This is a genomic window from Mucilaginibacter dorajii (assembly GCF_024808255.1).
Taxonomy (GTDB): domain Bacteria; phylum Bacteroidota; class Bacteroidia; order Sphingobacteriales; family Sphingobacteriaceae; genus Mucilaginibacter; species Mucilaginibacter dorajii.
Genome location: NZ_JANTYS010000017.1, coordinates 116,216 through 139,407, shown reverse-complemented (window position 1 = coordinate 139,407; position 23,192 = coordinate 116,216). Strand labels below are relative to the sequence as shown.

Here is a 23,192-nt window from a genome sequence, read left to right as displayed (position 1 = left end):
ATTGAATGATGGAATAATTAAATTTCGGGATTAACCGGTATATACCCCGTGCCCGCAAGCACGGTAACCTGCGTTGATGGCGTGTAGCAAATTTGCTTGGTGCCTATGCCGTAGCAACCCGAGATAATGATAGAACCGCTGGTTGCCTGGCCGGTGCCGGATGTTATGGTAATGGTGACAGTAGTTGTGGTGGCTACCGGGTTCGGCGTCCGCCCATCGGCATAACTGGCGGTAGTCACATACTGGTAATTCACCACCAGGTTTGATGATACGTTCACAGGTATGGTGCAGTTGGCGTCGCTGTAGGTTTTAAACAACAGCGTATTGTAGGTAAGGCCGTTACTGGTACTGGTACTGCCTACCGTTTGCTTTACGTATATTGTTGGCGCAACCGGGATTGGGCAGGCTGTGGTATTCATCCCCAGCGTATATATCCGGGTTTGGTTATAAGTAGGGCTATAGGGGTTGGTATCCTGCTGCTGCACCTGCTGATAACCGGTATTTCCGTTTGACCCCTGTACACAGGTAGGCGACCCTGTATTAGTCCACGCGGCCCACTGTGGGGCGTAATTGTAATCGTAATTTTTCAGGATATTGCCGTCCTGATCCTTCACATTCATTAATCGCTGCAGGCTATCATATTCATAAAAGCTCAACCCGTTCCGGGCATCTACAGTGCCATTTACACCTACCAGCGGCGTATGGGTATAGCTTTGCATCTGCGCGTTAAGCGGGTACAGCCGTACCTCGTCTATATTGCCCGTGCCGGTTAAGCTTATCGCTGTTAGGCCGGTTACCCGGTGCTCGTGGTAATACCAGCCCTGTATGGCCGTGCCGTTTACCGGGTAGCCCGTAACGGTACCGGTAATGGTTAGCGGTGTGGCGCTTTTGGTCCAGTACGATATAATGTAGGTGGTGGTTGATGTAAGGCCGCTTTTGCTGATAGCCCCATTGCTTAGGTTATAAGATTTAATGCCCGAGATGGTTTTGGTCAGGCTGTCCCGAAGCGCCGAGGCTACCGACCAATGCCCCATGCTTTCGCCCTCAAAAGAGGTATAGGCAAAGGATAGCGTATCGGCATTTTTTACCTGCGCTACCGGCAGCATGCCGCGGTAATCCCAGTAAATAGATACCGGCAATTGCCCGGTTACGGTGTACTGGGCGATGTTGTTTTTGGCGTCATAAGCGTCAAAGCTGATGAGCTGGCGGTAGCGGCTATCCTGGTTTACAGTGCTGCCGCTTACGCTCATGGGCGCAAAGTTATTTACCGGGTTAGGTACATCCAGTTTGTACTGCTTATCGGCCACCATAGTGCCCGATGTTAGCTGGCGGTACCTGCTTAACGAGGCCCCGGTTACATAACCGGTTGATGAGCCGCTGTAATACAGGCTGTCGCGTTTCTCGATGGCCGAAGCCACCATATTGCGCCCGATGAGGCTGTCAAGCACGGCATTGCCCGTATTGCTGCCGCTGATGTAATCCTGCGGATAGGTAACCTTGCTCACGTGCGTGTTGCCCCGGCTATCGGTACTTACGCTGCGCGTTACCTGGTAATGTGCCGGGTTATCGTAATAGCTCTTGCTGCTGCTCTGCAGGTATTTGGTGGTATCGTTTTGGTCGTACACTATTTCCCGGGTGGAATCCTGGAGAATGCGCTCGGATCTTAGTAAAGGATAAAAGAAGCCGTAAAGCTGTACCGGAACACCCTGTGCCAAACCAGGCCCGCAAACGCCCGGCTGGTAGTCTGGATGGGTAAGTTCATATTTTAGTCCGTAATAATCAACGCGATTTGCCGTATGGTAATAATTGTAGGTTTCATTCACTTTAAAGTAGGCACCGCCGGTGTTGCGGTATACCTGTTTTGATAACATGGAGCCGTTTAAGTGATATCCGGTATTGAGGGTACCCGGCATGCGATACCCGTTATAAATATTGGTAGAATCGGGCGTGTTGAAAAAACTATAAACTGTTTTGCCTATATCGGCATTGGTAACCGGATCAACCGTACGTTCGGTTACTTTGCTGTACCCAACAATATTACCCTGTATCACGCTGGTGATAGCGGTATTGCTGCTGCCGAAAAGCATCAGTGCTGCGCATGTACCCATGCCTGTTGACTCCCCGTATTTTGTCTCTTGCCTTACGTACGATGGCATAGACATCAGCTTGCCATAGGTGTACTGGCTGCCGCCCGATGTGTAGCCGTAATCCCAAACCCGTTTTTTAACAATGGTGGTGGCATCACTGTAATCGGTAATGCTGTTAATGCGCAGCCCACCGGCAATTTCCTGGTTAATACCTGCTGCCTGGTGTACTTTTACTTTGTAGGCCTGGTAGGAAACCGTAACATGAATGAGCGAAAAGTCGGCCGCCGGGATGGCCGGATCCACATAGGCCGTCCACCCAAACGTGCCACTTGACGACGTGCCCAAGGCTACCGGGAAAGAGGTGCTGCAGGCCATGCCCACACAATCCAGGTTGCTGTCAGACAGATCGGTTGTATTAGTAAGAAAGGTATACGATAACCGCCCGTAACCGCCTCTGTCTGCACTGGGCCAACCGTTGCTGTATTTCGATACAAAAGCGACATTAACGGTTGCATTTGTGTTGCCAATAGCGTTCTTTATAGTTATGGTGCCCGAATGTGACCCGTAGCCATTAATAATTAAAACGGTATCAACCGTTACTATTTCCATTTGGGGGTATTCTACCGGTCCCCTCAACGACTGGTAGTAATCATAATAATTGGGCGAGTAATCAAACGTTGAATGCCCGCCGGTTGGATAAGTTACCTGTTGAAGTGAAAATGCCGACATGAAAGAAGTCGACGCTTCACGGTTAGCTCCCGAAAACGACAAAAAATGGGAGATACCATCGCCGCTGTTTGCAAGCGTAATTTGCTGTGATGGGATAAGCGTGGCATTCCCTGCGCCATTGTAATAACCCCAATGATCAATAGCGTAGCTGTGCTTGCCGGCGTTGTAGGTTGGCGTTGAACTATAAATAAACTGGTAGGGCTTAATTGCATTGCTGCCGCTAAGTTCCTTAACACTATCCAATCTTAGCCGTTCATATTCAACCTTTGAATCTGCCGGTGTGCTCCCGTTAAAATAAGAGTAGTAAAGGTCATGCTCCTTAATATAGCTGAGGCCGGCTGTACTTTTGGAGTATACTTTTACCGCACTCAGTTTCGAACCACCATTGGTATCTTCTCTCGTATCGTCATACACAAATTGTACCTGCCCGTTTGTGAAATCAATGCTGTTGAGCTTATAATTGGCGTAAACAGCGGTAATATCAGGCGCGTAACTGTAACCTGTACCGTAACAAAAGCCCTGATAGGTTTCGGCATTGCCCTGGTGGTTTTGTATAACACCCGTTTGAACATAATGAAAGGTGATCACATCGTTTTGCTGGGTAACAATTTTAGAAAGATGCCAGGAACTCATGGTACTCGTGGGGTCAGATAAGGTGCCCCCGTACTCCACGTCATTAAAATAATATTTATTGCCACTGTCATCGGTAATAACAAACTTATACGCGCTGGTAAATTGAATGCGGATATTGTCCTGCTTTTCCAACACAATGCTTTTATCGGGCCTGATGATGAACTTGCCGCTCATCCCCAAAAAATTGTAGCTATAGCTATCGGGTTCGGTATCAGAATTGCTCGTGCCATTTGAAGCACCTCCAAGCACACCCGAATAATCGGCAGTTTGGCCAAATGCCAGGTTAACCAGGTAGCTGCAATTGAACACAAAAAGATACTTGGTAGTATTAAAAGTTGGGCCGCTGTTTGTGGTGTCGGTAAGTTTATTTGCCGGTTGATAGGCGGTCAGGTCGCCCGGCTTAACCGGTAATATGCCCGTAAAGTAGTCGCTGGTCAGGTCGTCCTTGTCCCTTACCGTGCGCGAGATCATGCCGCCCGCGTTAAGCGTCCAGCCCAGGCCTGCAACGCCTGCGTCTTCGGCCACGCGGATGCCGCCTGTGTGGTAGTCTATACTAATAGGAATGTTGAGCCCTTTGGCCTGTATGGTGTAAAACGGTACCGATACGGATGAGGTGCCGGTGTACGGGCTTACCGGTACATCGGCAAACTTCATAAGGCTGGCGGCGTTGGGCGAGGGCGGAAAAACGTTCGGCACATAGGGTGGTGGCGGCGTTTGCGCGCTTACTGTTGTTAAAAAGGCGATAACAAACAGCAGGCACCACGGGATGGTTAATTTTTTAAAATGCATATGCTTGTATGTAAAATTTAATAAAAGGGTTAATTGGTGGCGCGGCCCAGCGTGGTATGCACCTTGGAGCCGTTGAGGTTAATGTCCATACCTATCGAATCGGCATATACCGTTCCCTGGTGGTACACGTTAAGCCCGTTTACAGTTACAATAAAGTGCAGACCGGAGGTATCCAGCTTGCCACTGTCGATGGGGAAATTGCCCAGCGGGCAGTTGGCCGTACCGGCAACAGAATCGCCGATGAGGGTAAGCTGGTAGCTTAGGGGGTACAAGGTACTGTCGGCTTTTTTAAGCGAGCCTGTCCACCTGCCGCTCAAATCGGGCAGGGTGGCAAAGCACAGCAGGGAGCCGCATAATGCGGCACCTGCCAAAAGAATAATTCTTTTCATTTGGTGATAAAAAATTTTTGGTTAATAAATAGTACTGTTTTTGATAGCTGATGCGGGTTGCGCTTTTGTTGGTATTTGTTGTTATGGGGGGCTGTGATTGTAAATGCGCGCGAATGCAGGGAGGGGTTTGTAAAGGCGACGGGAAATGCCGCGACGAATAGCTCATCAAACCCCTTCCTTCTCCTTCCCCAATACCATTAAGTTAAGAGCCTGAAGGATTGCTGCATCGGAGCAGAAGCTTTGTAGTATATGAAAATTAAGATTTTTGCGTGCCGTAGGTACGCTATACGGGTTCCGTACCTACGGCACGGGCTTCGTTTCTTTTTATTGCTACAAAGCTTTACCCCCTATGGGGGATGAAAAACCTTAACTTAATGACAATACCTTGTTTTAATAAAAAAGTGAAACTTAAAATGATGCCCGGCCGGTGCACCATAACGTGTGGTAACCGGCCTTGCGCCGGCATAAAACATGGGTGTTATGAGCTAACACAACAAAGATACTATACAAAAAAATAACAAGTGGTGACACTGTTTTGTCAGTAGAGGATTTTTAATGGATTAAGGATGTTTGGAAAGGAGCAAGGACTTTGGGAGCAAGGATGTTTGGACAAAGGAACAAGGACTGGCTGATGTGGTGGCTGTATCCGTTTTTTAGTGTTAGTGATTGGCGCGGATACCGGCCCCGCGCCTAATGCCTTGTGCGCGTATGAGCAAAAAGCACGGCCGCAGGCAACGCCCATGTTGGGAGCAAGGATTTTTGGATAAAGGAGTAAGGGTTGGCGGACTGTGAGACTTTTGGATAAAGGAGTAGGGACTTTTTTGGCCATGATTTCAATATTTTTATAAAAAATTTCATTTCTAAATTAAAATATGTATTTATGTATGTACAAATAATGAAAAATAGGATGAAAATCTTCACCACGTCATTGCGAGCAGTAAAATCCGTGGCCTCTGAAGGAAAACATGACGTAAACTGGGTGCAGACGACTCACCCCGACGAGGCTTCGCCCGTCGGCCCTCTCTCCAACTTCGTTGCAAAGAGGGCTAAAAAAGCTTTTTCAACCCTCTTTGCGGCTCAGCCGGAGAGAGGGTGGTCCAGCGAAGCGTAGACCGGGTGAGTCTTAACCAGCGTTCGAAGCCAATGTTTGTGTCAATATAAAAAAATCGTCATTGCGAGGAACGAAGCAATCCCCGATTTACAGAGCGGATTTGCAGGCGCACCTGCTTATTGGGGATTGCTTCGTTCCTCGCAATGACGATTCAATAAATATCATCATCACTATTTTTTTAGGGTTGCCATTGATGATTACTCGCAATGACATAGCTTGATAACAACCAATAGAAATACATAAATTACATTACCGCTCAAATACCGATACCTAACCATGATGAAACTTTTTAAAATGATATTTGCCGGCTGTTTGCTGGTTGGGGTGGCTTACGGGCAGCAAAAGCAGCCGGTTGATTATGTTGATCCCTTTATTGGTACCTCCAACTCGCGGTGGATGCTGTTCCCGGGGGCTACGCGGCCCAATGGTATGGTAAAGCTTAGTCCGGATAACCAGCGGAGTGTTTGGCAGGGGGGCTATGAATATTCAACAGGCAGCATTCACGGCTTTAGCTTTTTACACGGGTGGACAATGGCCGGCCTGCTCATGATGCCTGCCAACGGCGATCTTACCCTTTCGCCCGGCGCCCCTGATGAGCCTTTTAAAGGGGCGGGGGCGGGTTTCCATGCCAGGTTTGATCACCGGGACGAGCATGCCTCGCCGGGTTATTATTCGGTTTATTTGCTTGATCCACGGGTTAAGGTAGAGCTTACGGCTACCGAGCGCACGGGCCTGCAGCGTTACAGTTTCCCGGCCGATAGCAGCAACCGGGTAATGGTGCAGCTTAACCTGCCATCGGAGTATGGAGTGGATTTGAAAGATGCCCGGATCACCAAAGTGAGCGATACTGAAATTGAGGGATATGCCAAATCAACATCGGCCAATTTTAATGATTACTGCCTGTATTTTGTGATGCAGTTTAACAAGCCCTTTCATGATTTTAACGGCTACCTTAACCAGGCCGAAACGCATGATCATACCGAGGTAAAGGGCAGCCATGAGATTGGGGCTTATGTAACTTATCCTACCAATAAGCCCGAGCAGGTGCTGATTCGCACGGGCATCTCGTTTGTGAGCATAGCCCAGGCCCGCCTTAACCTGCAAACCGAGCTAAAGCCATACGGCTGGAACTTTGACGCCCTGGTTGCCGCCAACCGCAAACTGTGGAACAATACCCTGAGCACCATCAGCGTAAGCGGCGGCAGCGAAACCGATAAGAAAAAGTTTTACACCAACTTTTACCGCTGCTTTACCGCCAAAATGATCATGAGCGATGCCAACGGCAAATACACCGATGCCTGCGAGCAGGTGCAGCAACTGCCGGCCGATAGGAAAGTGATGATTGGGGGCGATGCCTACTGGAACAGCTTTTGGAACCTCAACCTGTTATGGACCCTCACCGCGCCGGATGTGGTGCAGCAACTAATAGATACCCAGCTGGAAATGTACGAGAAAACGGGCTGGCTATCCAAAGGGCCGGCGGGTATTGAGTACTCGGGCATTATGGAAGGTTCACACGAAATGGCTTTGATGGCCAGCGCTTACCTTAAGGGCATTGTTACCAAAGATGCCGATATAGCCTATGCCGCCATGAAAAAAAATGTGGAGGTGGAGCCCGGCACGGCCTGCGGCGGTTATCCCGGTAACCCGCAGATCAGCGAGTATGCCCGCCTGGGTTACGTGCCTGTTGAAAAAGGTGCCACCTCCAAAACCCTCGACTATGCTTATGACGACTGGTGCGTGGCCCAGATGGCCCGCCTGCTGCACAAGGATAAGGATTATGATTTTTTTGTAAAACGGTCATCCAGCTGGAAAAACGTTTTCGACCCGGTGAGCCGCTACGTGGTGCCTAAGAAGGAGAATGGCGATCTAATTTCGGATTTCGACCTGTTTTCGGTAAGCCATTTTGTGGAGGGTAATTCCTGGCAGTATTCGTTTTACGTACCGCATGATATTCCAGGCCTGGTAAACTTTCTACACCGCGAAACGTTTTTGAAGCGGCTGGAAACCGGCTTCCAGAAATCCGAAACCCAAAAGTTTGCCGCCCACGCGTTGGATAGGACCATGGGCCAATCGGCCGAGTACTACATTAACCAGGGCAACGAGGTGAACATGCAGGCGGCCTACCTGTTTAACTACGCAGGCAGGCCTTCGCTTACCCAGTACTACACCCGCCGCATCCTGGATGTGTTTTACGACGCATCGCCCTACGTGGGCTGGAATGGCGACGAGGACGAGGGACAGATGGGCGCCTGGTTTGTGATGAGCTCGCTGGGCCTGTTCGAGATGAATGGCGGCACCTCGCCCGATTTAAGGGTTGATCTGACAAGTCCGCTGTTTACGTCGGCCCGTATCAACCTTAACCCTCGGTACTTTAAAGGCAGGCAGTTTGTGATCCAGGCGCACAACAACTCGGCGAGGAACATTTACATCCAATCGGCCAAATTGAATGGCAAGGTTTTGAAGGAGCGGTTCATCAGTTTTAAAGATATTGTAAAAGGCGGTAAACTGGAACTGTGGATGTCGGCCAAACCGGAGTGAGGGCTACTGTGTACCCATATCTTGTTAAACTTACTCTCCCAATAAAAACAATTGTCATTTCGACGAACAAGGGGTGGGATTGCGTGCCGGGGGAGGAGAAATCTTGTAAGAGCGGACATTCGACCATGCAGGGCGTCGAAGATTTCTCTTTCGCACCACGCTCGTATCCTACCTTCGCTCTATCGAAATGACATTTCCTCTAATAAAAAAGATAGGTACACGATAAGATGGGAAGAGGTGAGAACATTTGTCAATTTGAAAAATACCGGTTGGTTTTTCTGGTGATTGGCCCGGCATTTTGGCTTGTCGAAAAGCAAATTAGGGAGGATATATCAGAATTTATCAGTTACTCGCTAAAAAATATCTTAAAGTTCTCTGATTTTTCTCTGTTGATTGCTTCTTTTTTGCCAATAATTTATGCTGATCAAAAACTGATCTGTACCCCGTCATCTACCGGGTGACCGGTACAGGTGAGCACCCAGCCTTCGGCGATATCGGCGTCGGTGAGTACGTCGTTTTTTACCATCTCTACCTTGCCGTTAGTACACTTTGCCACGCAGGTTGAGCATACCCCGTTGCGGCAGCTGTAAGGCAGGGGCACATTGTTCTGTAATGCCGCCTGTAGGATGCTTTGGTTTTCGCCCACCACAAGGTTGTGCACCTCCCCGGCATGGGTGATCCTGATGTTCCGGGGCGGGAAGTTAATGGTGCTGGCTGTTACTGCAACTGTCTCTATCACAAAGTTTTCCCTGCGGATCTGTCCCGGGTCAACGCCCATATACACCAGCGCGAAACGGATCATGCGCATGTAGGGGAATGGTCCGCACAGGTAAAATTCGGCGGTGCTTAAGTTGTTGACAGTCTGCCTGGTAATGGCCTCCACCCGGTCGGGATTAAGGCGGTTAGCCTCGCTGCTGAGCAGGTAATGAATGGTGAGCCTGTCGGGATGTTGCGCTGTAAGTTGCTCAAGATCAGTCTTAAATAGTATGGATGCTGCATCCTGGTTGCTATGGATAAGCGTAAGCCTGCTGTTGCCCGACCGGTTCAATATATACTTGATCTGCGAGAATATTGGGGTAATGCCGCTGCCACCGGCAAAAAGTAGTATATCCTTGTTTTTCTGGTAGTTAGCTATGGTGAACCTACCCGCGGGAGGCAGGGCAGTAAGAATATCGCCGGGTTGTAGCTTAGTGAGCATGAAGCGGGAGATCTCGCCGTTGCTGATGCGCTTGATGGTGATGGCAAGCAAACCCTCGTCCGGCGATGAGCTTAGGGAATACGACCTGCGGATCTCCTCGTTACGGTGGTTGAATATCAGGGTGATAAACTGCCCGGCTTTGTAGTTAATAGGTTCATTATCTGTATTACTCAGGTAAAAGGTAGCCGTATGCGGCGTTTCCCATTTGATGTTTTCGAGCTTTAGTTTGAGTATCCCGGCAGTCATATATATTACAAAAAAACGGCAGAATGGGTTGCATCCTGCCGCTTCAAATTTATAAGCTTAATTGAATTAAGCGATAGCTTTTGTATAAAGTTCGGCTACGTGCGCCCAGTTGATCACGCTCCAGATACCCGCAAGGTAATCAGGACGACGGTTTTGGTATTTCAGGTAATACGCGTGCTCCCAAACGTCGATACCTAAAATTGGGGTACCTTTTACTTCGGCGATGTCCATTAACGGGTTGTCCTGGTTAGGGGTTGATGATACAACCAGTTTTTTATCGGCAGTAACAACCAACCATGCCCAGCCCGATCCGAAACGGGTTGCACCGGCTTCGTTGATCTTGGTTTTTAAATCGGCAATTGAACCAAAAGTGCTGGTGATAGCTGCTGCTAAAGCACCTGTAGGCTCGCCACCACCATTTGGTGATAACAAAGTCCAGAATAAGGAGTGGTTGTAGTGACCACCGCCGTTGTTGCGTACAGCAGGTGCGAATTTTGAAATATTTTTGATGATATCCTCGATGCTGCTGTCAGCTTCTGGTTTACCTTCAAGGGCCTTATTTAAATTAGTAACGTAAGCCTGGTGATGTTTGCCATGGTGAATTTCCATAGTCAGTTTATCAATGTGCGGTTCCAATGCATCGGTAGCGTAGGATAACGCCGGTAGTGTAAATGCCATAATTACAATTTTAAAGTTTAATGATTGTGATGAACAAATATAAGAGTAGAATTTGCTTTTTGTTCTAATTTAATGTCAAGTTTGTGTAGGAAGTTAGAAGTTCATAGATCATGGTTGATGGTTCATAGAAAGGAGTTCATAGTTAATGGTTCATAGATCATGGCTGGATTTACCATGTCAGTAATCTTTTGCAGCTGCTATGATCTATGAACCATTAACTATGAACATTCTTTATTGCGGCTGCCATGAACCATGATCTATTAACCTATTTCCTCTTACTTCTGAAAAAATTCTTCACCAGCTCTGAGCATTCGTTTTCTTTGATGCCGCCGGTTATTACGGTTTTAGGGTGGGTTATCTTTTGATTGAGCCTGCCAAAACCAAGTTTGGCATCATAAGCGCCGAAAACTATCCGGCTCACCTGGAACCAGTACGATGCACCAGCGCACATTACACAGGGTTCCATCGTTACATATAATGTGCAGCCTTGCAGGTATTTACCCCCCATAGAGTTTGCTGCAGCCGTAAGGGCCTGCATTTCGGCGTGGGCAGATACATCGCTCAGTCGCTCAGTTAAGTTATGCCCCCTGCCGATGATCTTGCCACCGTGTACTACAATAGCACCTATCGGGATCTCGTCTTCTTCCAGCGCGTAGCGGGCCTCTTTTAGCGCCTCGTTCATAAAGAAATCATCCGGCGATATTTCCGGCTCGCTTTCGAAATTTATATACCTCATTTATATCAGTTTACTGCCGTTTGGCACGGGTTTATCAACAGCGGCCAAAACAATATCGCCATTTTCATCGGCAAAGCCGGTAACCAAAAACTCCGACATGAACTTACCTATCTGTTTTTTAGGAAAGTTGATGACGCCAACTATCTGCCGGCCTGTTAATTGTTCTTTTGTATAGTGTTTGGTGATCTGCGCACTCGACCATTTGATGCCATATTCGCCAAAATCAACGCTCACCTTAAACGCCGGTTTGCGGGCTTCGGGAAAGTCGATGACTTCCAAAATGGTGCCTACCCGTAGTTCTACTTGTTCAAAATTTTGCCAGGTGATGGTTTCCATACCGGCAAAGGTAAGCGGAATAAAGATTTTTGGATAAAAGATAAAGGACTTTTGGACAAAAGACTTTTATCCTTTTTGAAAATTTCACATGGATAAACTTATTGTCCTTGAAATTCCTCATCCACACTTTCGCGCAGGTCATATAGCAGCCATTGCTTTTTGGCTATGGATTGGGTTTTTGATTGCAGCAGTTTAATAAAATCATTTACGCCGGTAGGCTCGTTGCCATTGCCGTGGATGAGCACAATGCTACCTGCTTGCGGCTGTTGCCCCTTGGCCAGCCAGGCATCTGTACCAACGGGGATCAGCCCAAAATCGGTTATTTTGTAAACCAATTGCTGGTCTGAAACCAGGCCCGGGAACCTGAAAAATACCGAGGGTAACAACCCGTTTTTGAGCATGGCCTTCTCGGTTTCCAATACTTCGTAACTGATATCGGTACCCGGTTCCAGTAAAAAATTTTCTTTAAGGGGCGCTTTTAAGCTCACGCGATGGTTAAACGAATGGTTTATCCAAGTGATGTAGATCTCATGTTTAGCCTGCATCTGCTTAAGCCATTCCAAATCCTGCGGGTGCTGGCGCATCCAGATGCCGGTTACCGATAAGGCCACGGGTACAGGTTGCTCTACCTTTTTAAACTCGTTAAAAATATCGGTAAAGATGCGCTTATCCAGCGGCCGGTGCGAAGGACAAAGATCTGCCGTTAAGCTAATTCCGGTTTCTTTAGGAACACCGCTTTCAATCCCCGCGTCCTGTATGGATAGGGACTGCTTTTCAGCCCTGGTAATGGCTTTTTGGTAGGGCGTATTCCTGAAATAGTTTCGTGCTTCGGTGATGCTCATGGGCTTTACTTCGTAAAAACTGCGCTCATCAATTTTGGTTGCCAGCGTTTGCGGGTTCAGCAGCATATAGTATGCTTTGCCCTCGTTTTCAAACTGGCGCAAAATCATCCAATCCTGCGGAAAATGATGCGCCCAGCCATAAAACACTTTGTAGTTTTCTATTTTACGATAGTTGGCCTGGGCAAACATGGAGTGAGATATCGCTAATAGTATAAAGTTGAGCAATAGTACTTTGAGAGTTATTTTCATAATTATTGCAAATAAATCAATTAATAATTGTTTTAATGTTAGCTAAGTAAATAGTGATATTTGCCGAAGTAAAAGTAATTATCAGTAATGACCCGTTTATCTGTCAATATCAATAAAATAGCTACGCTGCGTAATTCGCGCGGGGGCGATAATCCTAACCTGGTACAGGTTGCTAAAGATTGCGAACGTTTTGGCGCGCAGGGAATCACGGTGCACCCGCGGCCCGATGAACGTCACATTCGCTACCAGGATGTTTTTGACCTGAAGCAGATTGTTACAACCGAGTTTAACATTGAAGGCAATTGCCAGGAGCAAAAGTTTATTGACCTGGTATTGGCCAACAAGCCCGAGCAGGTTACCCTGGTACCCGATGTTTTAGGGCAGATTACCTCAAACCATGGCTGGGATACCATCACCAACTATCATTATTTAAAAGATATAATAGCTGTTTTTAAAGAGGCCGGCATCCGTGTTTCCATTTTTGTTGATCCTGTTGTTGCCATGGTTGAAGGTGCGGCCAAAACCGGTACCGATAGGATTGAACTTTATACCGAGGGGTATGCCACGCACTATCACCAGGGAAAAGAACTGGCGGTTGCACCTTATATTGAAGCTGCAAAAACAGCCCAAAGTTTAGGCCTGGGTATAAACGCCGGGCATGATCTTGACCTGAATAACCTCAAATATTTTGCTCAAAATGTTCCCGGTTTAGATGAAGTGAGCATAGGGCACGCCCTGATTAGCGATGCTTTATATTATGGACTGGAGAATACCATTCAGCTTTATTTAAGGCAACTTGCCCTATCTGATCAGGGTTAAGCTGCCCGAAAGCACAGCACAGCCGGCAATAAGGCTGATGATGTAATAATATACGCCCGAGGCTAACTTTTGGTTATTGTACGTGCCGTTAAATGGCTTGGCGTACCCTTTTGATTCAAAAACCAACTGCCCGTTGCGGTTAAATATGGATACTGCAGCTTTCGGGTAATTCTCTATGCCGGTAATTTGCCAGTAGTCATTAACTCCGTCGGCGTTTGGCGTAATTGCATTGGCAATATTCAGGGTCGATAAGCCAACGGTTATATCAATTTTTGTGAGATCGCTTTCACAGCCGTCAATGTATTGACTTATATAAAAACTTGTGTTTTTAGTTAGTTCTACCTTGAATATTCCACCCGCTTGCTCCTGTAGCGGACTCATCGTGTTTTCACTGTCATAAAGCCGGTAAACGCCTTCGGCAGAAGGGTTTTTAACTACGATACTTGCCTCGCCGGGTGCGCATAACCTGGTGTTATTTATTGATGGTGTGGGAATTACAAGAGGGGCATCTGTAATTACAACGGGTCCGTAAGGGATTTTGCACTGGTTTACATTAAGCGATAGCATATAGGTGCCGGGGCCAAGGTTATCCAAATCCATGGTGTTGCCTACTATAGTTCCATCCTGATTAGTCCATACCGGGTTAAAAGTGGCACCAGGAACATTAGGTACCGCAAGGCCTTTAATACTGCCATTTTTTAAACCACAATGGGCATTTTTTTTGCTAAGGTTATAATCAGAAATTTCCAGGTCGAAATTGGTCAGTGTAAAATTCATTGATCGCGCGCTGCACGAGCCGCTAAAGCATTTTGCATAATATACACCCGGACCTACACCATCTAAGCTATTGCCATTTTTTATAAACTGGTCGTTGTTGTTGTACCAGGATACCTGGTTTATATTCTTCAGGTTTTTAAGTGTGATAGATCCGTTGTTAAGGTTGCAACTGGGTTGCACAATATCATGATCGGCCTCCTCTGATGATATAACAGGTTGGGTATACTCTGATGAGTAGCCATTTAACAAGGCATTAGCTACCAGTTTTTTATTGCTGAAATCTCCTGTTATTTTCCAGTTTCCGGTAGGGTCAATAGTTAAGGTGCCCAAAAACTCCACCGGGTTACAAATTGAGCAACCGGTATTATCGTTGTAGATATAAACTTTAGCCCCCGGCGATCCTGTACCCGAAAATTCGGTACTGGTGTTAACTAACACATTAATATCCGGTAAGCCAAAGCCGTTTGATATGGTATAAGCTTTGTTATTACAAGCTATACTGTTTTTTAGAACCCGGATACCTGATGACTCTGTGGAATATATCGCTCCGCCATCATTGTTGAAATAATTCATATCAGCATCGTTATCACCACCAATATAGCCCGAACTGCAATTTGAAATATATAGAGAACAACTACCGGGTATGGTACTTTGCCTGTTGCCGGTAAAGGAAAATTGGCTTACCGAAATGAATTGGAATAATGTAGCGCAAAAATCATTGTTTCTTACCTGCGCATTTGAGCCGTTGAATTTTACTAACACCGATGCCCCGCTTTCCCTCATATCATGTTGATGAATATCGAGCGATAATGAATTGTTTACGAGGCTGTTGCCCGATCCTGTGATGGTGATGTTTTTTGCGAAATAGTTCCTGTCGAGCGGATCAGGGCCTCCTATAAAAGAATTATCGGCTGTAAGATCAATGGCATAACCCAATTCAACTACATTGGTACCCGATTCATCGTACCCTATAAAATTCGACTCGATGATAAAATTTGTGTTGTTTTTTGAATCGGTTAACGAGGCTGTACCCCCGTAAATGCCATAAATGTTATCAGCAAAAACGTTGCCTTTGCCTGGACTGCCAATAGTAACATTAACACAATCATAGGCCGATATAGCTGTAAAAAGCAGGTTGCCGTTAAAGTTGGCAAGCTTACTATCGTACCCCTTAATGCAAAGCCCATAAATATCAACATTTGATGTTTCGGTCATGAGTAGGGCGGCTGCCTTTGTGCCAGGGAAGGTGTAGCTTACATCGGGGATGATATAAACCTTAGCATCGCTGTTGCCCAGTTTTGGCCCCGGTTGACTGCTGCCATCTATAATTAAGTTTGAGGTAACCTCGGGCAGTTGGGTAAATAGTTTTATAGTGAGCGCCTGTGTACCCGAGCCGGGCAAGTTAAAATTGATAACATCCTGGGTGGCACTACCATTGGCTGCCGCCTGGGTCAAAGCATCGCGCAAGGTGCCGTTGCCGCTATCGGCATTACTGCTTACCACAAATACCGCGGGCAAGGCCTTTAAGCAACAGGCTAACGCCAAAAACAAAGTAAGCATAAATTGCCTGCACCACATGGCTCATCAATTGCTTTGAAGAATAGTAAAATGAATATTTGGCGCAGCTAATTGGTATTATCTGATGATAGTTAAACTGCCCGATAGCAAGTTACAATTTTTGTTAAGATTTATGATATAAAAATAAGTGCCTGTTGGCAGGGGCTTTCCTTTATACGTGCCGTTGAAAGGTGTACCGTACCCCTTTGATTCAAAAAGCTTTTGCCCATTGCGGTTAAAAATTTGCACCACGGCTTGCGGATAGCTTTCTATCCCATCAATTTTCCAGTAATCATTATGCCCATCTCCATTGGGGCTAAAGGTGTTGGCTATGTTGATGGCAGATAAACCTACGGATACTTTTACCTCGCTTCGGGCACTTTCACAAGTGCCGTTTACCTGGCTTACAAAAAAGCTTCGGTTACTGGTTACGCCAATTTTGAAACTGCCGCCGGCTTGTTCTGCCAATGGGGATGGGCTGTTTAGTTGGTCATATAAACGGTAAGTCCCGTTGGATACCGGGCTATTCACAAAAAACAAAGCATCGCCCGGACTGCAAACCTGCAGGTCGCTTACCGATGGCGTGGGCAGGTCCTGGGGGATATTTTGAATGGTATAAGGTATATAAACGTCGCCACAACGACTATCAACAACGTTTAATGTATAATCGCCGGCGGCAAGGTTTGAGATACTGTTGGTTGATCCTATCTGTTCCCCGTTGGCGTTAAGCCATTTATAGGTATAGGGCGGCAGGCCGCCGGTAATGGTTGCATTATGTACATAGCCATTTTTGAGGCCACATGTTTCATCGTTAATTTGGCCCCGGTCTGCAACGGTATACTCAGGCAGTTGTGCAACCTGGTAGGTGTTATAATAGCTTTCGCAACCGTTTTGATCTGTTAAATAGAGTTTATAACTGCCCACCGGTAAACCGGTTATCCCGTTGTGCATACCTACATCCACACCTGCGCTATTTACCCAGCGTACAGCTTTGATGAGTACATCCTGGTTTACCTGTAATGCGCCATCGGGTACCCCATAGCAGGCATCTATGTGATTGACCGTATAGGTTGATGGGAACACGGTGCCCGATTGCTCCAAAACCTGGTAAACCTTCGATTGCTTTTGGCAAAAAGCATTGGATACCGTTAGCTGGTAGCCACCACCCGGCACACCTGTTAAATCAATGTTGTTACCCACCACGTTGCCGTTAACATCGCGCCATTCGTATTTAACACCTCCGGTTGCTGTAACGCCGCTTACTGCTCCATTTGCTTTGCCGCAACTGGCCGGTGTTGTGGGCGTGGTAGATTCTGTAAGGGTTATGCCGTTAACTTCCGCTATTTCAATTTCTTTGCTGTAAACAGGTCCGCATTGTGTATCATCGGTTACCTGTAGGGTGTATTTGCCGGCTGGCTGCCCGGTTAAATCTTGTGTGTAGGCTACTTCCTGTTGCTGCTCATTTTTCCAGGTAAAGTGGCGTGTGCCAGTGCCGCCGGTAATTATGATATTTTTTATAGAGCCCGTTGACTGGGCACAGGTGGTATTGGTGATAGCTGGTTTTGAATCATCTATTTTAGGGCTGGCTGCACTTGCTAAACTTATTGGACCATAATAAGCAGAGCAACCCGAAGTTGACGTCACTTTTAAAGTGTATTTTCCAGGCGGTAAACCCGTTACATTGATTGAATGACCTGCATCTTTTTGATTCTGATCCGTCCATAAATAAGTTAAACTTTGATTATTTAAAGTGTAAGCAAATAAGTTAGATATACTGCCATTGCTTTCATTACATGATGGATTAATTATATTCTTAGAGTCATCGTAAATATGCGGACTGAGATCGTCTAAACTTATAAAATCAGATTCGACAGTGCAATACTTACCAACTATTAGTTTATATCTCCCCGGTTTTGCATCCTTTAATTCTAATTCGGTAGATACAATATTGCCTTGATCATCTACCCATTTGAAAGTTTCCGTATTTATAACAGTTACCCCGGATATTTTTCCGCCATGACCGCAATCAACGCCCATTACCTGAAGGTTTGATAAATTAATTTGAGGTTTGGTAAAATCAGATGATTGTTTGCCAACATGCGCATTTGCAATAATACTATTTGTATATTGCTTGGTAAACGTATACTTCCAGTTGCCGTTTTCGTCTGAATTTGTTGAACCTATATAGGTTTGCGGAGAACAGTTTACGCAATCGTCGCTCACAAATAAATCAACAAGCGCTTTAGGTGTAGAAGTGCCTTGAATATACTGCGTGGTTGTTGAATTTACGGCAATTTGAGGAATAGACGAATTAGTTGTGAATTCTTTACTGCTAATACACTTAAAAGAGTTCCTGATAACTTTAACATTTTGACAGCCGTTTGCAGAAATTCCAGTTGTTGAGTAAGCAAATTTATTGCCGAGTGCAGGGTCGGCATCGCCCACAACTACATCGCCGGTAATGTTTTCAAGATATATACATGTACCATCTCCAGGATGTGCCTGCTTCAAATTTAGTGCAAGGGTTTCTGCTCTGTCGGTTCCAAACCAATTATGCTTAATGTTGACTGCGCCGGCAATTGAAGAAATAATCAATCCCCCAAATGATTCGCCATAATGAGAAAACAAATTGTCGGAAATATTTAACGTGATCTTGGGTTTGGGCTTGGGCGATGAAGGATCAGTGGCATTTGAAAGTATTGTTAAATGGTTGCCTGAAATATAATGGATTACTGTTACGCCATCGGTTGCAACCGCAAAATTATTATTTGTTACAGTAATAGTGTTAGGTTGATCTCCATCGGCAACTCTTATCTCAATGCCCGAGAAAAATGTATTACCTGCCGCTGCATTTCCTAAAGTAACATCAATGGCATTAGTTAACGATATGAAACCGCTACAAACTGGCTCTAAAAGTTTTGGGAATTGCCCAAATATGTTGCCAGCAATAGTAACCCGCTTTACATTGTCAAAGTCTATAAAATTATTTTTGTATCCATTGTCTATATTGCCTTTGCCAAAGGCTCCAAATATTATATCTTCTGAATTAGTGATTTGTATCCCAATTTTTTCAGCACCATCAGGGTCTGAAATGCAAGGATCTGTGGTGTCAAAAAAGTAAAATCCATAAAACTCCACCTGTTTTAACCCGCTGCCTTTAAATAAAATTAATTTTTGCGTGCTGCGGTACGTTTTTAAGGTGATTTTGGCATCACTAACTCCTATTTTTTCACCGGGCTGTGTGCTTCCGTCTATAATTAAATTAGATGAAAGTTCCGGTAGGTCTGTCAATATTGTTATTGTCCTTCCCGTCTCACTTAAATCCGGTAAATTAAAGTTGATATAATCTTTCTCTGCACTACCATTAGCCGCAGCCAAAGTCAAAGCCTCTCGTAAAGTGCCCAGCCCGCTATCGGCATTACTGGTTACTACAAACACAGCTGCCTTTGTGGTAGTTATGATAAATAATAGGGATAAGGCCAGCAGTAGTGAACGGTACATAATAGTTAGCAACTAAAATACATTTTTTTCCTGTAAACGCTTTGTCAATATCATATTACGCAATTGTTACTCATATTGTAAAACCGTACCTTTGCGGTAAATTTAAGGGGACGACTACTTCATGAAGCTTAACGCAGATTACCAGGAACAATTCCAATCGAGGCATATTGCTCCAAATGAGGCCGATACGGCAAAAATGTTAAAAACCATCGGTGTTAACTCACTTGATGAATTGATAGCGCAAACTGTACCAGACAGGATCAGGCTTAAAAAACCACTCAATTTACCTCCCGCAAAAAGCGAGTTTGATTACCTTACTACTTTAAAGCAAACGTCTTTAAAAAACAAGGTTTTTAAATCATTCATCGGCAAGGGTTATTATGACGTGATTGTGCCTGGGGTTATTCAGCGTAACATCCTCGAAAACCCGGGATGGTATACCCAATACACGCCTTACCAGGCCGAAATTGCCCAAGGACGTTTACAGGCCTTATTAAATTTCCAAACCATGGTAATTGACCTTACCGGTATGGAAATTGCCAACGCATCATTATTAGACGAGGGTACAGCCGCTGCCGAAGCTATGTTTATGCAATACAGCTTACGCAAAAATACGGCTGCTAACGTGTTCTTTGTATCTGAAGAACTGTTCCCGCAAACTATCGATATTTTAAAAACCCGTTCTGAGCCTTATGGCATCGAACTTCAAATAGGCGACCACCGCACTGTTGAACTCACCGACAGTATGTTTGGTGCTATAGTTCAATACCCTGCCGGTAATGGTGCTGTTTATAACTATACAGATTTTGCCGCTAAGGGCCACGAAAAAGGCATTAAACTAACCGTTGTTGCCGATATCATGAGCCTGGTGCTGCTAACGCCCCCGGGCGAGTGGGGCGCCGATATTGTGGTTGGCTCCACTCAGCGCTTTGGTGTACCAATGGGCTTTGGCGGTCCGCACGCGGCATTTTTTGCTACTAAAGAAGAATACAAACGCTCCATCCCGGGTCGTATCATTGGTGTAACTATTGATAGCGCGGGCAACTACGCTTTGCGTATGGCTTTGCAAACCCGCGAGCAACACATCCGCAGGGATAAAGCAACCTCAAATATTTGTACCGCGCAGGCCTTATTGGCTATTATGGCCGGTATGTATGCGGTGTATCATGGTCCGCAGGGAGTTAAACTAATTGCCGAAAGGATTCATGGCTTAACTATACTATTGGCTAAAGCCCTTGGCGAATTAGGTTACGAGCAACTGAATGAAAGCTATTTTGATACCCTGAAGTTTGACGTAGCACATTTAGCCGGCCCGATTCATTCAGAGGCGTTAAACAACGAAATGAACTTTAGTTACAATGGCTCTGTTGTAACTATTTCTGTTGATGAAACCACCTCGGCCGAGGATATCAAAACCATAGTAAGGTTTTTTGCCAAAGTATTGGGCAAAAGCGTTAATGATGTTGATTTCGACGGATTGAAAGCCGGTTTGGAAACTGTTATTCCAACTGAATTGCAGCGTACATCTGCTTATTTAACACACGCGCTGTTCAACTCGCACCATTCAGAGCATGAAATGCTGCGTTATATTAAATCATTAGAGGCAAAAGATCTTTCACTTTGCCACTCAATGATTGCTTTGGGTTCATGTACCATGAAGTTGAATGCCACTACAGAAATGGTCCCGGTTACCTGGAGCCATTTCAGTAAAATTCACCCCTTTGCACCAACCGACCAGGTTGGTGGCTACATGCAGCTGTTTGATGAGATCAACAACTGGTTAAGCGAGATCACCGGCTTTGCGGCCATGAGTTTACAGCCAAATGCAGGCGCTCAAGGCGAGTACGCGGGCTTAATGGTGATCCGCGCGTATCATCATGATAGGGGAGATACCCACCGTAACATCGCTTTAATCCCATCATCAGCACACGGCACCAACCCTGCATCTGCAGCTATGGCCGGTATGAAAATAGTGGTAGTTAAATGCGACGACAACGGCAATATCGACGTTGCCGATATGAAAGCCAAGGCAGAGCAATATAAAAATGAGCTTTCATGCTTAATGGTTACCTACCCATCTACCCACGGTGTGTTTGAAGAATCGATCATCGAAATTTGCGAAATCATTCATGAAAATGGTGGCCAGGTTTATATGGATGGTGCCAACATGAACGCGCAGGTTGGTTTAACAAGCCCGGCCAATATTGGTGCCGACGTTTGTCACCTTAACCTGCATAAAACCTTCTGTATCCCTCACGGTGGCGGTGGCCCGGGTATGGGGCCGATTGGTGTGGCTAAGCACCTGGTTCCCTATTTGCCAGGCCATGCTGTGGTTGATATCGACAGGGGTAAATCTATCCACGCGGTATCTGCTGCTCCATGGGGTTCGGCATCTATATTGATCATTTCACACGCTTATATAGCCATGATGGGCGGCGAAGGTTTGACTAATGCAACCCGTTACGCCATCCTGAATGCCAACTATATTAAAACCCGTTTGCAGGATCACTTCCCGGTATTATACACCGGTGCCAATGGTCGTTGTGCTCACGAAATGATCCTGGATTGCCGCTCGTTTAAATCATTCGGCATCGAAGTTACCGATATTGCAAAACGTTTAATGGATTATGGTTTCCACGCGCCAACTGTATCGTTCCCGGTTGCGGGTACCGTAATGGTTGAGCCAACAGAATCTGAGCCTAAGCATGAGCTTGACCGTTTCTGCGACGCGATGATCGCTATCCGCCATGAAATTGCTGATGTGGCAAGCGGTGTGTTAGATAAAACAGATAACCCTTTAAAAAATGCACCACACACCGTAACCGTAATTACCGGCAACGATTGGGAGCATCCATACACCCGCCAAAAAGCGGCATTCCCGCTACCATACGTGGCCGCATTCAAATTCTGGCCATCAGTAGGCCGGGTTAATGATACCTATGGCGATAGAACATTGATATGTTCATGCCCGCCATTAACCGATTACGAGTTTGAAGAAAGCGAAGTAACCACCCCGGAATACGGAACATGATAAAACAGCAAAGGCCTCAGTGATGAGGCCTTTGCTGTTTTATGAGTATTTTTTGTAGAGACGCAATATTTTGCGTCTCCCGCATGCAAATCACCGCATGCAAATCACCCATGCAAATCACCCATGCAAATTTCGCCGTCAAATTTAAATCATCTCTGTAAAATCGCTCTGTACAGCAGTAGACGCAAAATGTTGCGTCTCTACTTGTGGAAAACCTCAAAAATTGCCTCGGCAAAGCGACTCTGTACAGCGGGAGACGCAAAATGTTGCGTCTCTACGTTTATGGAAACCCAATTACATTGGGAAATAATTGTCTTCGTTATCTCCGTTAGCCAGCCAGTTTTCCGGATTTTTAAAGATATATTCCCTTACATTTTGATATTCTTTTTCATTGCGAATCACCCGATCAAAATATCGTGGCTGCCATGAAAACTCTATTTCATTAGTTGTTGCATAGGTTTTTACCGATGCTTTGTAACCGCGCATGGCCGAAGCTAAATTTTTACTTTGCGCGCCAAATTTATTAAGCTGCCAGTCAATTTTATCTGGCCTGTTGATGAAAATAATTCCGTGCAGATGATTGGGCATCAATATAAATTCATCTAATTCTATGAATGGGTGATGGATGGGAATTTCAATCCAATTAGTATAAGCTATTTCACCAATAGTGGTTTTATTTAATGAAACTTGATTTTCGTCGACTGATGCAACGATATCGCCAAAATAATGGAGTCTTTGTTTTGTGCAGATGGTAATATAATATAAACCGTTAGAGCCATAATCCCAGTTTGATAAGCGGGCTGCCGGAATTCGGAATTTATTATTGAATTTCTCCTCCATAAAAAATAAGGTTTGGTCTATGTAGAGACGCAATATTTTGCGTCTCCCGCATGCAAATCACTCTTGCAAATCACTTTTGCAAATCGCTGTTGCAAATTCGCTT

The 23,192-nt window shown here is 45.7% G+C and carries 13 protein-coding genes; 3 read left to right on the top strand and 10 right to left on the bottom strand.

Going from position 1 to position 23,192, the window contains the following annotated elements; translation table 11 throughout:
* Positions 1 to 17: 17 nt before the first annotated feature.
* A complete protein-coding gene (locus tag FHS10_RS21030) occupies positions 18 to 4,238 on the bottom strand; it encodes a hypothetical protein (RefSeq protein WP_259094320.1) in 4,221 nt (1,406 codons plus the stop codon).
* A 29-nt stretch (positions 4,239 to 4,267) separates the two neighbouring features.
* Positions 4,268 to 4,627, bottom strand: coding sequence for a hypothetical protein (locus FHS10_RS21025; RefSeq protein WP_259094319.1), 360 nt, complete (start codon positions 4,625 to 4,627; stop codon positions 4,268 to 4,270).
* Positions 4,628 to 6,014: 1,387 nt separating this feature from the next.
* Between FHS10_RS21025 and FHS10_RS21020 the strand changes: the two genes are divergently transcribed.
* Complete coding sequence (locus tag FHS10_RS21020; protein WP_259094318.1) at positions 6,015 to 8,279, top strand: GH92 family glycosyl hydrolase; 2,265 nt, start codon at positions 6,015 to 6,017, stop codon at positions 8,277 to 8,279.
* Between the two features lie 424 nt (positions 8,280 to 8,703).
* Here the strand turns inward: FHS10_RS21020 and FHS10_RS21015 are convergent, their stop codons facing one another.
* From FHS10_RS21015 to FHS10_RS20995, 5 genes are all read right to left on the bottom strand, one after another.
* Complete coding sequence (locus FHS10_RS21015) at positions 8,704 to 9,723, bottom strand: ferredoxin--NADP reductase (RefSeq protein ID WP_259094316.1); 1,020 nt, start codon at positions 9,721 to 9,723, stop codon at positions 8,704 to 8,706.
* Positions 9,724 to 9,789: 66 nt separating this feature from the next.
* Complete coding sequence (locus tag FHS10_RS21010) at positions 9,790 to 10,401, bottom strand: superoxide dismutase (RefSeq protein ID WP_259094314.1); 612 nt, start codon at positions 10,399 to 10,401, stop codon at positions 9,790 to 9,792.
* A gap of 265 nt (positions 10,402 to 10,666) precedes the next feature.
* Complete coding sequence (locus tag FHS10_RS21005; RefSeq protein WP_259094312.1) at positions 10,667 to 11,137, bottom strand: nucleoside deaminase; 471 nt, start codon at positions 11,135 to 11,137, stop codon at positions 10,667 to 10,669.
* Positions 11,138 to 11,473 carry a tRNA-binding protein gene (locus tag FHS10_RS21000; RefSeq protein ID WP_259094310.1) on the bottom strand — a complete coding sequence of 112 codons (336 nt, stop codon included), beginning with the start codon at positions 11,471 to 11,473 and terminating at the stop codon, positions 11,138 to 11,140.
* A 98-nt stretch (positions 11,474 to 11,571) separates the two neighbouring features.
* Positions 11,572 to 12,564: a polysaccharide deacetylase family protein gene (locus tag FHS10_RS20995; protein WP_259094308.1), complete on the bottom strand. Its 993-nt coding sequence runs from the start codon at positions 12,562 to 12,564 to the stop codon at positions 11,572 to 11,574.
* Positions 12,565 to 12,651: 87 nt separating this feature from the next.
* Here FHS10_RS20995 and FHS10_RS20990 point away from each other — a divergent pair, with 87 nt between their 5' ends.
* Positions 12,652 to 13,383 carry a pyridoxine 5'-phosphate synthase gene (locus FHS10_RS20990; protein WP_259094305.1) on the top strand — a complete coding sequence of 244 codons (732 nt, stop codon included), beginning with the start codon at positions 12,652 to 12,654 and terminating at the stop codon, positions 13,381 to 13,383.
* Here the strand turns inward: FHS10_RS20990 and FHS10_RS20985 are convergent.
* Together FHS10_RS20985 and FHS10_RS20980 are read right to left on the bottom strand one after the other, a co-directional pair.
* Positions 13,366 to 15,738 (bottom strand): T9SS type B sorting domain-containing protein, encoded by a 2,373-nt coding sequence (locus FHS10_RS20985; protein WP_259094302.1) that lies wholly within the window; start codon positions 15,736 to 15,738, stop codon positions 13,366 to 13,368. The two genes, FHS10_RS20990 and FHS10_RS20985, sit on opposite strands and share 18 nt — an antisense overlap.
* 57 nt (positions 15,739 to 15,795) lie before the next feature.
* A complete protein-coding gene (locus tag FHS10_RS20980) occupies positions 15,796 to 19,218 on the bottom strand; it encodes a T9SS type B sorting domain-containing protein (RefSeq protein WP_259094299.1) in 3,423 nt (1,140 codons plus the stop codon).
* A gap of 121 nt (positions 19,219 to 19,339) precedes the next feature.
* Here FHS10_RS20980 and gcvP point away from each other — a divergent pair, with 121 nt between their 5' ends.
* Positions 19,340 to 22,249: an aminomethyl-transferring glycine dehydrogenase gene (gene gcvP, locus FHS10_RS20975; protein ID WP_259094297.1), complete on the top strand. Its 2,910-nt coding sequence runs from the start codon at positions 19,340 to 19,342 to the stop codon at positions 22,247 to 22,249.
* Positions 22,250 to 22,543: 294 nt separating this feature from the next.
* On the opposite strand, the gene FHS10_RS20970 is transcribed toward gcvP, so the two are convergent.
* Positions 22,544 to 23,089 carry a transposase gene (locus FHS10_RS20970; RefSeq protein WP_259094294.1) on the bottom strand — a complete coding sequence of 182 codons (546 nt, stop codon included), beginning with the start codon at positions 23,087 to 23,089 and terminating at the stop codon, positions 22,544 to 22,546.
* Positions 23,090 to 23,192 lie beyond the last annotated feature (103 nt).

Coding starts and splice junctions, on each gene's coding strand:
- FHS10_RS21000 (WP_259094310.1), bottom strand. CDS start 11,473: ATGGAAACCATCACCTGGCAAAATTTTGAACAAGTAGAACTACGGGTA.
- FHS10_RS20980 (WP_259094299.1), bottom strand. CDS start 19,218: ATGTACCGTTCACTACTGCTGGCCTTATCCCTATTATTTATCATAACT.
- FHS10_RS21005 (WP_259094312.1), bottom strand. CDS start 11,137: ATGAGGTATATAAATTTCGAAAGCGAGCCGGAAATATCGCCGGATGAT.
- gcvP (WP_259094297.1), top strand. CDS start 19,340: ATGAAGCTTAACGCAGATTACCAGGAACAATTCCAATCGAGGCATATT.
- FHS10_RS20995 (WP_259094308.1), bottom strand. CDS start 12,564: ATGAAAATAACTCTCAAAGTACTATTGCTCAACTTTATACTATTAGCG.
- FHS10_RS21010 (WP_259094314.1), bottom strand. CDS start 10,401: ATGGCATTTACACTACCGGCGTTATCCTACGCTACCGATGCATTGGAA.
- FHS10_RS21030 (WP_259094320.1), bottom strand. CDS start 4,238: ATGCATTTTAAAAAATTAACCATCCCGTGGTGCCTGCTGTTTGTTATC.
- FHS10_RS21020 (WP_259094318.1), top strand. CDS start 6,015: ATGATGAAACTTTTTAAAATGATATTTGCCGGCTGTTTGCTGGTTGGG.
- FHS10_RS20970 (WP_259094294.1), bottom strand. CDS start 23,089: ATGGAGGAGAAATTCAATAATAAATTCCGAATTCCGGCAGCCCGCTTA.
- FHS10_RS20985 (WP_259094302.1), bottom strand. CDS start 15,738: ATGTGGTGCAGGCAATTTATGCTTACTTTGTTTTTGGCGTTAGCCTGT.
- FHS10_RS21015 (WP_259094316.1), bottom strand. CDS start 9,723: ATGACTGCCGGGATACTCAAACTAAAGCTCGAAAACATCAAATGGGAA.
- FHS10_RS20990 (WP_259094305.1), top strand. CDS start 12,652: ATGACCCGTTTATCTGTCAATATCAATAAAATAGCTACGCTGCGTAAT.
- FHS10_RS21025 (WP_259094319.1), bottom strand. CDS start 4,627: ATGAAAAGAATTATTCTTTTGGCAGGTGCCGCATTATGCGGCTCCCTG.